The sequence below is a fragment of the Hydrogenophaga sp. GW101-3F08 genome (genome assembly GCF_059424585.1).
The window spans coordinates 1-14,596 of sequence record NZ_JBWKZP010000003.1 but is presented as its reverse complement, the minus strand read 5'-3'; the positions used below and the strand labels follow the sequence as shown (position 1 = coordinate 14,596).

9 protein-coding genes and 1 pseudogene are annotated in these 14,596 nt (G+C 68.5%); 8 read left to right on the top strand and 2 right to left on the bottom strand.

The features are described from left to right. Positions 1-20 precede the first annotated feature (20 nt). Positions 21-1,052, bottom strand: coding sequence for a CDP-6-deoxy-delta-3,4-glucoseen reductase (locus AC07YZ_RS09545; protein WP_494794583.1), 1,032 nt, complete (start codon positions 1,050-1,052; stop codon positions 21-23). 83 nt (positions 1,053-1,135) lie between these two features. Between AC07YZ_RS09545 and AC07YZ_RS09540 the strand changes: the two genes are divergently transcribed. Next, entirely contained in the window at positions 1,136-2,056 is a 921-nt protein-coding gene (locus tag AC07YZ_RS09540; RefSeq protein ID WP_494794582.1) for an SDR family oxidoreductase, read from the top strand. 25 nt (positions 2,057-2,081) lie between these two features. On the opposite strand, the gene AC07YZ_RS09535 is transcribed toward AC07YZ_RS09540, so the two are convergent. After that, positions 2,082-3,050 carry a calcium/sodium antiporter gene (locus tag AC07YZ_RS09535; protein ID WP_494794581.1) on the bottom strand — a complete coding sequence of 323 codons (969 nt, stop codon included), beginning with the start codon at positions 3,048-3,050 and terminating at the stop codon, positions 2,082-2,084. A gap of 38 nt (positions 3,051-3,088) precedes the next feature. Between AC07YZ_RS09535 and AC07YZ_RS09530 the strand changes: the two genes are divergently transcribed. From AC07YZ_RS09530 to AC07YZ_RS09500, 7 genes and pseudogenes are all read left to right on the top strand, one after another. Continuing rightward, positions 3,089-3,823: a glycoside hydrolase family 24 protein gene (locus AC07YZ_RS09530; RefSeq protein ID WP_226491642.1), complete on the top strand. Its 735-nt coding sequence runs from the start codon at positions 3,089-3,091 to the stop codon at positions 3,821-3,823. A gap of 417 nt (positions 3,824-4,240) precedes the next feature. After that, positions 4,241-6,562: a hypothetical protein gene (locus AC07YZ_RS09525; protein WP_494794580.1), complete on the top strand. Its 2,322-nt coding sequence runs from the start codon at positions 4,241-4,243 to the stop codon at positions 6,560-6,562. Between the two features lies 1 nt (position 6,563). Continuing rightward, positions 6,564-8,339: a hypothetical protein gene (locus tag AC07YZ_RS09520; protein WP_494794579.1), complete on the top strand. Its 1,776-nt coding sequence runs from the start codon at positions 6,564-6,566 to the stop codon at positions 8,337-8,339. Next, positions 8,336-9,004, top strand: a complete 669-nt coding sequence (locus tag AC07YZ_RS09515) for a hypothetical protein (RefSeq protein WP_494794578.1) — start codon at positions 8,336-8,338, stop codon at positions 9,002-9,004. Before AC07YZ_RS09520 ends, AC07YZ_RS09515 begins: the two co-directional genes overlap by 4 nt. A 50-nt stretch (positions 9,005-9,054) precedes the next feature. After that, a complete protein-coding gene (locus tag AC07YZ_RS09510; protein ID WP_494794577.1) occupies positions 9,055-11,238 on the top strand; it encodes a hypothetical protein in 2,184 nt (727 codons plus the stop codon). 17 nt (positions 11,239-11,255) lie between these two features. Then, a complete protein-coding gene (locus AC07YZ_RS09505) occupies positions 11,256-13,547 on the top strand; it encodes a hypothetical protein (RefSeq protein WP_494794576.1) in 2,292 nt (763 codons plus the stop codon). Positions 13,548-13,567: 20 nt separating this feature from the next. Then, positions 13,568-14,596 (top strand): annotated as a pseudogene (locus AC07YZ_RS09500) (hypothetical protein); the annotation flags it as partial.

The window sequence follows — 14,596 nt, the reverse complement described above, 5'->3', positions numbered from 1 at the left end:
CGGGGTGGGTGGATGGGCGGTCACACCTTGTCCGCGGCGCTGGTGAACGCGTCGGCGAAGAAGGCTTCTTCGGGCAACCCGGCCCGCGCCACGTAGTCGCGTTTGGCCGACTCCACCACGATGGGCGCGCCGCAGGCATAGACCTGGTGGCCCGAGAGATCGGGGAAGTCCTGCAGCACGGCCTGGTGCACGAAGCCGGTGCGCCCGATCCAGCCGTCTTCGGGCAGGGCATCGGAGACCACCGGCACGTAGCGCAGGTTCGGCATGCTGGCCAGCTGCGCCTCGATCCAGGCGCTCTGGTACAGATCGGCCGGGCGGCGGCCACCCCAGTACAGGGTGGCGGGGCGCGTGATGCCCTTGAATTGCATGTGCTCGATGATGGCCTTGATGGGGGCGAAACCGGTGCCCGAGGCCAGCAGGATCAGCGGCAGCTCGCTGTCTTCGCGCAGGAAGAAGCCGCCGTAGGGGCCCTCGATGCGCAGGATGTCCTTTTCCTTCATGGCGCTGAACACGTGGTCGGTGAACTTGCCGCCCGGCATGTGGCGCAGGTGCAGTTCGAGGCCGGGCTGCGTGGCCTGGGTGTGGGGCGCGTTGGCCATGGAATAGCTGCGGCGCTCGCCGTCGCGCAGCAGGAATTCCACGTACTGGCCCGCGTGGTACTGAAAGGTGTCACTGGCGGGCAGCTGCAGGCGCATCACGATCACATCGGGCGAGACGCGCTCCAGCGCGTTCACGCGCACCGGCATCTTCTTGATGGGGAAGGCACCGGCCTCGGTCACCTGGCGCGATTCGAGCACCACGTCGTTCTGTGCCACGCCGCAGCAGGTCAACACGTAGCCGGCGGCCTCTTCCTCGGCGCTCAGGGCCTTGGCCTGGTGCGCGCCATGGACCACCTTGCCGCTGACCAGCTTGCATTTGCAGGAGCCGCAGGCGCCGTCCTTGCAGCCGTAGGGCAGACCGATGCCCTGACGGATGCCGGCGGCGAGGATGGTTTCTTCGGGGAGGGATTCGAACGCGCGTCCACTGGGCTGGACGGTGATGGTGAATGTCATACTGGCGGATCTGGGTGAGGTGGCGCACAAGCGGGCGCCACAGCGCGCCAGCAAACAAAGATTGTCGCAAATTCGGAACTCGCATGAGCCTCATCGGCGCTTTGCCCGCACGCTTCCGGCGTGAACGGGTCTTGATCATTGGCTGCGGCGACGTGGGGCTGCGCGCCGCGCGTGCGCTGGGCGGCGGTCGGCGGGCGCGCCTGTTCGCCCTCAGTTCCACGCCCGGGCGCCAGGCGGCGTTGCGGGCGCAGGGCATCACGCCCTTGTCGGGCGATCTGGACGACGCGCGCAGCCTGCGCCGCCTGGCCGGGCTGGGCACGCGGGTGCTGCATCTGGCCCCACCGCCTTCGGGCGAGCTGGCCGACTGGCGGCTGGACCCGCGCACCCGTGCGCTGGTGCGGGCGCTGGCGCAGCGCTCCTTGCCCGCCGCGCTGGTGTATGGCTCCACCAGCGGGGTCTATGGCGACCGGCAGGGCCGCTGGGTGAGCGAAGCCACCCCCGCCCAGCCGCTCACGCCGCGCGCCTGGCGCCGGGTGGACGCCGAAGCCGCGGTGCACTGGCTGGGCCGCGCCACCGGCGTGCGCACCACGGCGCTGCGCATCCCCGGCATCTACGCGCCCGACCGCGAAGGCGGCACGCCGCGCGAGCGCCTGCTGCGCGGTACACCGGTGCTGCGGGCCGAGGACGACGTGCACACCAACCACATCCACGCCGACGATCTGGCGCGCGCCTGTGTGCTGGCGCTCTGGCGCGGGCGGCCGCAGCGCAACGTCAACGTCTCGGACGACACCGAGCTGAAGATGGGCGACTACTTCGATCTCGCGGCCGATCTCTACGGCCTGCCCCGGCCGCCCCGCGTCGCGCGGGACGCGGCGGGCGACCAGCTGCCGCTGGTGCTGCTGAGCTTCATGAGCGAGTCGCGCCGGCTGCACAACCAGCGCATGAAGACCGAGCTCGGTCTGCGCTTGCGTTACCCCACGGTGGCCGAGGGGCTGCGCGGCTGATGGGCCTTGGCGGGGTCGAGGGCGGTCACGGGCCCATGGACCGCAGCACGACCACGGTGTAGATCAGGTACGCGGTCAGCAGCACCCCGGCTTCCACCCGGTTGATGCGCCCCGGGCCGCGAAAGCCCCAGCCCATCAGGAACAGCAGCACCGTCAGGCCGGCCATCACGGGCAAGTCCCGGATCAGCACTTCGGTGCCCACGTCGATCGGTGCGATGACCCCGGCCAGGCCCACCACGGCCAGGGTGTTGAACAGGCAGGAGCCCAGGATGTTGCCCAGGGCAATGTCGTCTTCCCCCTTGCGTGCGGCCGCCACGCAGGACGCCAGCTCGGGCAGCGAGGTGCCCACGGCCACCACCGTCAGGCCAATGACGAGGTCGCTCACACCGAGCGACTGCGCGATGTCCACCGCGCCCCACACCAGCATGCGCGAGCTGCCCACCAGCACCAGCAGCCCCACCACGAGCAGCACCAGCGCGCGCCGCAAGGGCATGGCGTGCGCGCGCAGCTCGGTGGCCGTCTCCCTGGCCAGCGTGTCGCCCTTGTTGCGGCGGGCCTCGACGATGGACCAGCTCACCAGTCCGGCGAACACCAGCAGCAGCACGGCCGCGTCGAGCCGCGACAACACCCCGTTCCACACCAGGAGGGCGGTGAGCGCGGTCACCGCTATCAGGATCGGCAGCTCCTTGCGCAGGACCACCGACTGCACCAGCACCGGCGCGAGCAGCGCCGTCACGCCCAGGATCAGCGCCATGTTGACGATGTTGGAGCCCCAGGCATTGCCCAGCGCCAGCCCGGGGTTGCCCTGGGCCGCCGCCAGGACCGACACCACCATCTCGGGCGCCGAAGTCCCAAAACCGACCACCAGCATGCCCACCAGCAGCGGCGGGACCGCGAAATGTTGGGCGGTGGCCGAGGCCCCGGCCACGAAACGATCCGCGCTCCAGACCAGCAGCAACAGACCGGCAAGGATGGCAAGCGATGGCAGCAGCATGGCGGGTCGGTCGGGCGTTGTTGGACAATGCCCGGATTGTGTCAGCTGACCCACGCCCCGACCATGAAGAACCCAGCACCCCGGCGGCCCGCCCACCGGGCTTCTGGGACTCGCCCCTGCGTTCGCGGCTGGCGCTCACCGCGGGCGCCGTCGTGCTCATGCTGCTGTTGCTGTGGTGGTGGCGTCCCCTGCTGCTGATTCCCGGCACGCAGCCGCTGGTCATGTCCGGTGGCGACCCCTACCTGCGTGCCCTGATGCGCACCATCTCCGCGAGCGAGTCCAACGTGCTGCGGCCCTACCACGTGCTGCATGGAAACGATTACGTGTGGACGCTGGATGTGCACCCCAACCGCTGCGAATCCATCGGCCGGGGCCCCAACCGCGGCAACTGCTCCACCGCGGCCGGCCGCTACCAGTTGCTCTACAGCACCTGGCTGGAACTGGCGGCCCGCCACCACCCGCAGCGCACCGACGACCCGATGGACGCGACCGGCCTGAGCTTTGCACCCGTGTACCAGGACGAGGTGGTGCACGCCTGGCTGTCCGACCCGCGCTGGGGCAACCTGTCGGCGCAACTGCGCGCGGGTCGGGTGCAGCCGGTGCTGCGTCGCCTCTCGGGCACCTGGACCAGCCTCGGCTATGGCATTGAGAACAACAGCATGAGCCGCGAGCTGCCGGGCATCTACCGGCAGTTGCTCAAGGAAGAACTGGCACAGGCCGCGGAAGACGAAGAGGTACCCGCGCCGAAAAACAAGAAGGCCGCGCAGCGTTGACTGTGCGGCCTTGTCCGTGGTGCCCGGGGCCGGAACCGAAACAAGGCATGGCTTGACGCCGAGCCATCGCTGGCCATGGCGGGTGAAACATGGGGTGGCTCCAGGCACGGCGAGGGCGCCACACATCCGCCAAACGGGGGATGCGTCTCCAACGGGCAGAGCCGCAAGTGCCCCCGATTTTCCTGCGCTCGGCGCACCCGTTTTTCGCAGTGGAAAAGAGGTGGCTGAACAGCCTCCGCGCCCCGTTCGCTCCTGAGATGCGCGGCCGCGCGGCATCCCCTGTTTTAGGGTTGTGAGGCGCATGGGCGACTCGTAGCATCCGCCCACCTTCCAAGTCTCCATGCCTCATCGGCCTCGCCCTGAACGGTCGGGCACAGATCAGGTCCAGATGCGGAGCCCTCAATTGGAGCTGTTGCCATGCCCATCCATCGCCTTGTTGAACTGCAGCGCGCTGCGATGGCTCCGCAACTGGCGACCGCGGCCACACGTCGGCCGGTGCGTGTGATGCCGGCTGCCGCCGGTGACCCGGTGTCACCCGCGCTGGACGCCACGGTGGCCACGGTGATTGCACCAAGGCAGGCGGATGCCGGCGCGCTGCGCGCCGTGCGGCTCGATCCGGGCGTGGCGCGCATGCGCCTGGACCGCCTCCGTCCGGAGCTGTTCGACCCGGTCAAACCGCTCGGCTTTGAGCGCAAGGACTCGCCGCACGCCATCAGCCCGGTGGCACAGCCGAGCGACGCCACGCTGTTCGAAGACGCGCACAGCGACGCGCGTTATTTTCTGCCGCGCTACCGGCTGCGCACCACGGCCCCGGGCCGCTACGACGTGAACGTGGTGGCCGACCCGCAGGCCAGCGGCCTGTGGGTGGTGAGTCTGGGTCTGGAGGCCTACCCGGCGCCCGAACTGGGCGATGCCGCGCGCACGGCCCAGACGCTGCCGCACCCGCTCGACGCGGCGCTGAGCTACCGTCTGCCCGGCTCCACGATCGAGCGGCGGCTGCCCGCCACCGAGCTGCTCAGCGATGCGCGCGGACCGGTGGTGATCTTTCGTCTGGGCCTGGCCGAGCGCGACGAACTGCTTGGCGCTTTCATGGCCCAGAGCGCCGGCGCCAGCCTGGTGGTCATGCGCCCGTACACCGTGGCGGTGCCGCTGGCAGCACCCGCGCCCACACCCGGCCCTGTGCCCGGGCGGCGCCCGCCAGTGGCTGTGCCCGTGCCACCGGGCATGCCGCGACCCAGGTTTCCGGTGGCGGACACGCTGCCCAGGCACAGCCTCAACCTGGCGGCCAACCGGCAACTGATGCTCAAGCGCCGCTTCGAGATCGACCCGCGGTTGGTGGCCGGGACCGGCATCGCCGCCGCCCCCGCGGCGGCCGTGCCGCAGCGCTACCGTGCCCTGACGCAGAGCCCGGCGGTGACCATGCCCTTGTGGTTCGACAGCGCGCTGCACTCCTACGTCTACCCCGGCGGCAGCCCCAGCGCCGGCAGCGCCGTGGCCAGCCTGCAGATGCACAGCGTGCCCTACAGCGCGCCCGGTCGCAGCGCCCGCCACCACAGCTATCTGCAAAGCAGCAGCCAGCCCACACGTTTTTATTTTTTGCCCGACGCGTTTCGCCTGGCGCGCACCGAACACCCTCCCTTCAAACCCGCGCTGGCCTTTGTGGTGGACCAGTCGCCCAGCACCGACCCGGGCGCGACGCAGACCGCGGTGGAGCTGATCGCCGACGTGCGCCCCGTGACCGACGGCAAGCGCCTGCTGGCCGCGCGCGAAGCCCTGAAAAGCAAACTCCCCACCACCGGTGTGACCCCGGGCGAGATTTCGTTGGAACCGTTGCTCGCCCCCTCGGTGCTGCGCCTGGGCCTGCCGCGCGGTGGGCGCATGCAGACGATCGAGGTGGCGGCCCAGGTCGATCTGGCCAACGGTTTTCAGCTGAACGAAAGCTTTGCGCTCGACGATTTTCAGGACGTGTTCGCCGCACTCATGGCGCCGCGATCGGCCGCCCTGCTGCAAGGCCACGTGGCGGTGTCCACCGGCCTGGGTGGCGGTGAAATCCTGGTGCCGGTGGAGCTGAACTTCCGCGCCCTCGAGGGCGAGCTGTTCCAGTACACCGAGACCACCGACAGCGCCACCGGCACGGTGGCGGTCCAGCTGATCAACCAGACCGGTGGCGCGCTGCACATACCGGCGCTGCCGGTCTGGCTGAGCCGCGATGGCGCCATGGTGCCCGCGCGCACCGAGGGTCTGGACCTGAGCCAGGCGATCGAACTGCCGGCCGAGGGCGTGCTCGGTTTCCAGGTGCTGCCGGTCGATCCCTGGCCCGATGCGCTGCCCACCGGCCCGCTGGACGCGGTGTTCGACACCTCGGCCATCACCGCCGTGCCCGACCCCGAGGCGCTGTTCGCGCAGACCTTCGACAACAGCGTGGACCAAGAGACCGCGCGCGCCATCACCGTGATGACCGACGCCGAGGTGCTGACCAGCGCGCAGGCGCCCGACAAGGCCATTCGGTTCGTGATCATCGAGTTCCGCGGCAACAAGAGCGTGCGCCTGAGTGACAGCAAGCTCGAAGAAGCGGTGGAGGTGCCGGTGCCCTTGATGGACGTGCTGCTGCGGCGCGACACCGAGGGCCAGTACGAGTACCGCCAGACCGTGGTGTACCGCTCGGGCACGCAGACCAGCTCGGGCTGGCGCAAGACCGACCTGGGCCTGCTTTTCGTGCCTTTTGAAGGCGGAGACTGAGATGTTCGCTGGCCGCCCCGACTGGCACGCCCCCACCCATGTGGTGGGGCGGCCGGCGTATGCGGCTTTTGAACAGCCCGGGCGTTTCATGGTGGCGCCGCAGCGGCTGCGCACCGCTTCGCTGGCGCTGGACATCTATGAACAGGACCGTGGCGACGCCGGTCTTGAAAACTTCTCGCTGCTGCAACTGGGTTTTGAGGCCGAGTACGGGTTGGAAGCGCTGCGCCAGGCCGCGCTGGAATGGCCGGTGTCGGCCGTCTTGGGCCCGTTGCCGGCCGAAGCCGCGTGGTTGCGGCTGCACGCGGTCCAGGCGCTTTCGCTGCCCCCCGAGGTGACGGCCTTGTTGAGCCTGGACCGGGTTGGCCTGGGCACCATGGGCCTCACGCTGCGCCTCGATGGCGCGGCCACCGAGCTGTTTGTGGGCAGCCTGCAAAGCGGGCTGCTCACGGTGGGTGCGCAGGCCTGGGTGCGGGTGCGCGGCGTGGCCGAGCGCTGGCCGCTGGCCGTGAGCTTCGATCCTGCGGCCTTGCGCGCGGCGCTGCCTGCACTGGAGCTGCCCTTGCCATCGCTGCGCCAGCGCCTGTTGGACGCCCCCGAGAGCCTGGGTTTCGCGGCCTTGCTCGAGGTGCCGCTCTCGAACCGGCCGCAGGCCGCCGACGCGCTGCTCGACCGCCTGGTCGAACGTTTCTGTGCCCTGATGCCCGGCCCGGCCGACGGCCCGGCGGCGGACGTGCGCGTGGCCTTCGATGCGGCCCTGATGCCGGCCGGTCGCGTGTCGTGGGCGCTGGATGAAGTCTTGCTGTGCCCGCGCCTGCTGGTGATGGACGCCGACCCGCTGGCGCCACTGTGCGAACTGCCGCCGGCCTCGTGGCCCGGGCAACTGGTGCGCCGCCACAGCGTGCCGGCCCTGGGCAGCGGCTGGCACAGCCTCACGCTCTTGCCCAACCTGCCGGGCCCGCGCGTGGGCCTGCTGCGCGCGCAAGTGGAGGTGATCGCGCCGCCCCGGCCGCCGGCCCGGCCCTTCAGCAGCCGCGCCTCGGCCACGCTGCCGGCCAACGACGCGCCGGTGCTGTTGAACCTGCGGCTCGCGCCCGACGAGCCGCTGCACTACCAATGGAAGATCAGCAGCTTCGTGCGGCAAGACGGCCACGCGGAGCTGGTGGAGGGCCCGGTCCAGACAGCGGACCGGCGCCACCTGGTCATCGGCGCCGATGCGCTGGGCCTGCGTTTTGTGGGCGTGGAGGCAGAGGCCGCTTTTCTGCGCGAAGCCCGCATCACGCTGAGCTGCCAGGGCCAACGCGCCGGCAAGCCCTGGGCGACGGAAGGCGCCATCGACAGCGCCCACCCGCGGCTCGCACTGGCCCTGCCGCCGGGGGTGACCGACGCCACCCTCAGCGCCACCGCCACCGCCCTGGCCGACGGCCGCACTTGCGCCACGCAGGCGCAGGTGGTGACCGAAAACCTGTACCTGGACGCCTTCAGCTTCGAGGGCAGCGGCGCACGTAGCCTGGCGCTGGAGTGCGACTTCGACGACGCCGCGCCGCAGGTGCTGATCGAGCTCGTGCCCGAAGACCGGGTCGACCAGGCCGGTCGGCGCGCCTTGCTGCGGCTCGCGCCGGCCGCGCCAGCAGCCACCTGGGGCTGGACCGCGCTGTCGCCGTTTCGCAGCGGCTACCGCTGGCGCTGGGCCGGCCAGGCCGATTGGTCCGCCGCCACCTCACCCACGGTGCCGCTGCAACTTCGCAGCAGCCAGGACCCGACACGGAGCACACCATGAGCCTTGATCTGCACGGTCTTGTACTGACCCCCTTGCCCGAGCCGAACAGCTTCGCCTACCGGCCCGCCCGGCCCACGCTGGCACGCAACGACGACGGATCGGCGCAGTTCAGCTTCATCAAGGCCGGCAGCGTGAGCCTGCTGTCGTTCACCGCGGTGTGGGCGGCCCCGCAAGCCGCGCTCGACCAGGCGCGCGCCGAGCTGGCCGCGCAACGGCAGTGCGCACCCGACATGATCGATCTCTTGCCCGAACCCCTGATCGCCAGCCCGGCCGAGCTGCGTTTTGGCGACGGCGCCGGCCAGTGGGTCACCGCCATCAGCACCGCCTCGTCGGGCGTGGCGCCGTTCCAGGCCGCCTTCAGTGCCATGTTGAATCCCGAGCAGGCGGACAAGCTGCGCCAGGCCGCGGCCGGTGAGACCGGCTGGGTGGGCGTGGCCTACCGCTTGACGCTCGCGGACGCGCCGGTGCGCAGCAGCACGCTGGACGCCCAGGCCTCGTTTCTGGGCGAGGCCAGCCTGAACCGCGGCGACCCGCAAGACCCCGTCGCCGGCCTGCGCACCGAAGCCAGCGCCAGCCTGTCCGCCACCCACAGCAGCAGCCCCGCCGCGCCCGCCCCGGACGAAAGCTTTGGCGACGCCGCGCTGTGGGGCCTGCCCAAACCCTGACCGCTCTTTCAACGCCCTCTTCAACACCCCACCACCCAAGGACTTTCACCATGATGCAACTCGACAACGTTCGCCAACTGCTGGGTTTCCAGGTGCACGGCGACCACCAGAACGACCACACCTTTTACGTCTATCCGAACCGCCCGACCTTTGCGCGCATGGAGAACGGCGGCCTGGCGCTGCGTTTCGTGGAGTACGGCCAGCTGCGCGAAGACGGAGGCAAGAAGTTCGGCGGCTTCGTGGCGTTTGATGCCGAGCTCACCGTGCCCGACGACGCCCTGGCCAAGATCACGGTGGAACTGCAGAAAGAGGTGGACGCCAAATACAAGAAGCGCGGCGCGCAGCCGCCCAAGGTGAAGATCGCCCCGATCCTCTGGACCGGCGGCACGGTGGAACTGCTGCTCAGCGAAGGCGGCGCGCTGGTGGAGAAGGTGCGCGGCGCGGGCAAGCCTTCGCTCTATGGCCGCAACGTGGCCGCGTTCATGATGGAGCTCTCCGAGCTCGGCACCGCGATCTTCAAGGAAACGCTGAGCACCGGATCGGCCAGCGCCGTGACCGTGGTCTACAAGCTGGACCACTACATCCGCCTGCCCGAGATGAGCGCCTGGGGCACCTGGAACGCCTCCGAGTTCTACAGCTTCTTCCAGGACATCAACACCGAAGACAACTTCTGGAGCGAGGACAGCTACACCGAGGTGGTGAACTCCAGCCGCTACAAGAACGACGTCACCAAGACCCACTTCGAGTTCACCCAGGCGCCCAATCTCTCGCCCGAAGAAAACGCCAAGCTCGAAGGCGATGTGCGCGCGCTCATCAACAAGCAGCTCGAAGCGGCGGTGCAGCGCAACATGCTCAAGGAGATCGCCGACGTCGACCCCAACGTGAAGGCCCTGCAAGAGGGTCAGGACATCGAGGACATCCGCCGCACCATCAACAAGAGTCAGATCGCCAACGTGCGCGTGGAGTGGAGCGAGGCCAAGACCATCATCACCAACAAGGCGCCGCAAGGCCAGCTGCCCACGGTGACCTCGCTCAAGGGCGCCGACGGCAAACCGGTGAAGTGGGAGGACTACTACAGCAAGCTCAGCGTCGACGAATTCCTGAAGACGGTGCAGGTGAACATGCGCGTCAACGCCAGCTTCGCCGACCTGCCGATCCACAGCGTGGAAGTGAAGATCAGCTACCCGCACGGCCCCAACGCCAAGACGCAGGAATTCACCTTCACCAGCCCCGACGCGGTGGCCAAGTTCGAGTGCTTCGTGCACCAGGGCATCCGCAAGTTCAAGTACGCCTACACCGTCAACTACAAGAACAGCGCCTTCGTTTTCAAGAGCCCCGAGGTCGAGACCGACGACACCAACCTCACCATCAACGTCGACGACCTGGGCATCCTGGCGCTTGACATCGCCCCGGGCGACATCAACTTCGGCCAGGTCGACCGCGCGCTGATCACCGTGAGCTACGCCGGCGGGGCGCGGCCTTTCGAGGCCAAGTTCAACATGACCAAGGACAGCAACACCTTCAGTGTGCGCCAGGTCATCGAGCAGCGCCGCAGCGGCCCGGTGCAGGTGCAGGTGGTCTACCAGATGGCCGACGGGCGCGAGATCAAGGGCCCGGTGCGCGAGCAGACCGCCAGCCAGCTCTACATCGACGATCCGTTCAGCGCCATGAAGACCATCGGCTTTCGCGCCGTCGGCGACCTGGAAAACGAGGTCGCCAGCATCACGGTCGACGCGGTCTACGAGGACGCGGGCAACAACTACCGCCAGCGTGTCAACAAGAACCTCAACAAGGACAACCCGGCCGACGACTGGACCTTTCCCGTGATCGACGACGCCCTGGGCGAGGTGCGCTACACCGCCACCGTGCTCTTCAAGGACGGCAAGATGAAAGAGTTGCCCGAGACGGTGGCCAAGCGATCCACCATCACCCTGGGCAGCGGCACGGTGGAGTTCCTGACCGTGAGCGTGGTGCCCGATCTGATGGACTGGGACCGGGCCAAGCTGGTCAACGTGGCGCTGTCCTATCAAGACACGACCAACGGCGTGAACAGCCGCAACGAGTTGCGCTTCAAGTCCGGCGACGCGGAAAAGAGCTGGAAGGTCGCGCTCAAGGACGCGGCCAAGACCGAGTACGAGACCACGGTCACCTATTTCCTCCAGGACGGCAGCAAGAAAGTGGTCGGCCCGACCCGCCAGTCCGATCTGTCGGTGTTCCTTGAAATCCCCGCCTGAGCACCAGGAGAAAAACCATGCTCTTGCTCGACTCCCGTTCGCGCATCATCAACGGCCTCTCGGTATTCCCCGACCACGCCGACCCGGAGCAGTGGTACTACATGCCCACCGCGCCCCATCTGACCACCGTGCGCGACAGCGCGCTCGGGCTCGACATCCCGCAGTTCATGCTGCTGGGTTTTCGTGGCGACGCCGGCAACGGCGGTTTCCTGAACTTCGACTGCAACGTGGGCGCGAGCCAGCGCCAGGTCGATGACCTGGCGCGCGAGATCGCCAACGCCGAGAACCTGCGCAACGCGCCGCGCATCGCGCCGATCCCGCTCGAGGGCGGCACGGTGCGGCTGATGATGCTGGGCAAGGACAGCGCCGCGCCCCCGCCGACCGGAACGCCGGCCACGCCGGCCGGGCCGCAGTTCGTGCTGAAGATGGACCACAGCGCCAACCCCTCGCTTTACGGCGACAACCAGGCGGCGTTTTCGGTGCAGCTCGACCAGGACGGCTTCACCGTCATGCAGCAGGTGCTGGATGGCGAGATCCTGCCGGTGGCGGTGGTCTATTCGCTCGAGTTCCTGGGCCTGCGCCCGGCCTACAACATCCGCCTGAAGGTGGACTGGGACCGGGTGCAGAAGCACATGGACGAAAGCTTCTCGGCCAGCTTCCTGGTCGTCTCCACCGAGATCGGCAAGGCGGTCGACGAGCTGATCGACAAACGCGCCATCGTGCTCGAGTCCGACACCTTCGTGGCCGAGGGCGACGACACCAAGGGCATCATCGACCGGCGCGACGCCGCGCTCGCCCAGGTGCGCTCGATGATCACCGAGGCCTTCTTCAACGTCAGCCTGCCGCCCTGGACGCCCGAGAAGAAACCCGACTGGGAGCGCGCCATGGACGCCGTGGGCCGCTTTGCCGCGAACCAGTCGGCGCAGGCCGCGGGCGGGCCCGCCATGGGGCTGTTGCCCAGCTTCAGCTACAAGCGCATGGACTACAAGCGCATGGACAAGAAGGCGCTCAACGTCAATTTCTCCGAGCGCGTGGCGGTGAAGAAGCACATCCACCCGCAAGGCCATCTGCAGTCGCTGTTCGCCACGCTGCGCGACGGCCGCGTGCCGATGGACCGTTTCGTCAAGCAGGTCTCTCTCGACAACGAGTGGTTCAAGAAACGCAAGCTGCGCGTGACCGCGCGCAACGACCTGGCCGCCGACGACATCGCCAGCATCAACGTGCGCGCGGCCTATGGCGACAAGCCGCAAAACGCGCTGCTGACGCCCGCCGCGCTGGAAACCAAGTTCGAGTGGTTCAGCCAGATCGATGCCGGCAAACCGCTGCGCGACGTGGCGATGGAATTTGAAGTGCTGTTCAAGAACGTCGACACCACCAAGCGCCCCGCCAAACTCAAAAGCAAGCCCTGGACGGTGGACATCGACAACGTGGAGATCGTGCCGCGCGAGCTCTACAGCCTGATCACGGTTCCGGTGATCGCGGAGAACTTCCCCTGGGATCGCTACAGCTCGGTCGAGGTGCAGCTGCGCTACAGCGACGAAGCGAACGACATCGCTCAGCACGACACGCTGCGCCTGACCCATGAGGCGCCGAGTGCGAACTGGAAGATGTTCGTGCTCGACCCGGACAAGACCACGTTCGAGGTGAAGAAGGTCTTTCGCGCACTCGACAACCGCGATGTCGAACATGGCTGGCAGGCCAGCGACGAGACCCAGGTCACGCTGCGCAACCCATTTCCCACGCGGCGCGTGGTGCAGGTGGTGCCCAGCGTCGACTGGACGCAGGTGCAGGAGGCCTTCGTCGACTTCCGCTACGAAGACCCGGCCAACAACGTGCTGGTCGAAGAGTCGATGAGCTTCACCGAGGGGTCGAGTTCGAAGGCCTTTTCCGTGGACCTGCGCAATCCGGCACAGAAGTCGGTGTTCTACCGCATCAGCCTGCAATACAAGGACAGCCGCTTTGTCGAGCTGCCCGAGTCCATGACCAACGCCAGCCGCATCGCCATCAAGCCCGACGCCAAGGGCCGGCGCATCGTCACCGTGCGCGCGCCGGCCGATTTTGAGCGGCGCCACCTGCGCAGGGCCAGCGTGTCGTTGCGTTTCGAGGACTTTGCCGGTGGCCTGTCGTTCGCCGACGACCTGGTGTTCGAGAACGGCCAGAGCTCGGGCGAGTTCGAGTACGACTACCTCGACCCCAACCGCATGCGCTTTGAATACCGAGTGCACTGGCTGTTTGAAAACGGCCTGGGCAAGGTGAGCGACTGGACCGCCAGCGCGGCCACCGAGCTGGCGCTGCGCATTCCCAACTGAACTTCCGCGAGAGGCCCCCCATGCTGCAACTCGATTCACGCTCGATCTCGATCGAAGGCGTCACGGTGTTTCGCGACCACGCCGATGCGTCCCAGTTCTGGTACCTGCCCGGGCCGGTGACGCTGGCGCGGCGCGAGGCCGACCAACGCACCCAGTTCACCTACCTCAAGTACAAGAACCGCGCCGGCCTGGCGCGGCGCGGCGGTGGCTTTCTGATGATCGAGACCCAGCTCAAGCTGGATGCCGATCTGGAGCGCCGCGTGCTCGAGCGCCTGCGCTCCATCAGCCGTGGCCAGCCACGCCTGGCGCCGGTGCCGTTCGACGACGGCACCGTGGCCTGCGTGGCGCTCAACCTGCAGGGCGCGGGCGGCACACGGGCCAGCCCATCGGCCAACGCGCCCGAAGGTTCGTTCAACGCGGTGGAAAGCATCCTGGGTGCGGGCAAGCCCTCGCTGGCCGGCAACAACACGGCGGTGTTCAGCCTGGAACTGTCGGCCGAAGGCGCGACCATCCTGGAGAAAGCCCTCAAGGATGGCACGACGCCGATCGGCGTGATCTACGACCTGAAATACACCGGTCTGCGCCCGGCCTTCAACGTGAAGATCACCGCCGACTTCAACCAGGTGTTTACCCACTTCAGCACCTCGGCCGACGGCCAGCGCGGCTTTGTGCGCGCCGGCATCGACACCGGCTTCGAGCGCCTGGTGCGCAGCGGCGCGATCAAGATCGAGGTCGCCGACATGACCGGCACGCCCGAGAACGAGGCCCGCATCAAGGACGCGCTCGACTTCTTCAAGGCGCAGGTGCTCAGCACCTGGTTCACGCCGGTGCTCACGCCCGGTACCCTGGCCGCGACGGCGGCCAGCGCGGCGTCGCTGGACCAGGTGCGCGCCCTGGGCGAACAACTGCGCCCGCCGCAACCGCCCGCGCCCGCGCGCCCGGACGCCACACCCGCGGCGCCGGCCGCCGCCGACCCCGGTCCCAGCCCCACCGAAGGCACCGGCCATGGCCCCAGCGCCACGGGGTTGGCCGCGCCCAGCGCGTCGGCC

Bases quoted from the DNA above. Each gene is read 5' to 3' on its own strand.
- AC07YZ_RS09545 (WP_494794583.1), bottom strand. From the start codon at position 1,052: ATGACATTCACCATCACCGTCCAGCCCAGTGGACGCGCGTTCGAATCC.
- AC07YZ_RS09540 (WP_494794582.1), top strand. From the start codon at position 1,136: ATGAGCCTCATCGGCGCTTTGCCCGCACGCTTCCGGCGTGAACGGGTC.
- AC07YZ_RS09535 (WP_494794581.1), bottom strand. From the start codon at position 3,050: ATGCTGCTGCCATCGCTTGCCATCCTTGCCGGTCTGTTGCTGCTGGTC.
- AC07YZ_RS09525 (WP_494794580.1), top strand. From the start codon at position 4,241: ATGCCCATCCATCGCCTTGTTGAACTGCAGCGCGCTGCGATGGCTCCG.
- AC07YZ_RS09520 (WP_494794579.1), top strand. From the start codon at position 6,564: ATGTTCGCTGGCCGCCCCGACTGGCACGCCCCCACCCATGTGGTGGGG.
- AC07YZ_RS09515 (WP_494794578.1), top strand. From the start codon at position 8,336: ATGAGCCTTGATCTGCACGGTCTTGTACTGACCCCCTTGCCCGAGCCG.
- AC07YZ_RS09510 (WP_494794577.1), top strand. From the start codon at position 9,055: ATGATGCAACTCGACAACGTTCGCCAACTGCTGGGTTTCCAGGTGCAC.
- AC07YZ_RS09505 (WP_494794576.1), top strand. From the start codon at position 11,256: ATGCTCTTGCTCGACTCCCGTTCGCGCATCATCAACGGCCTCTCGGTA.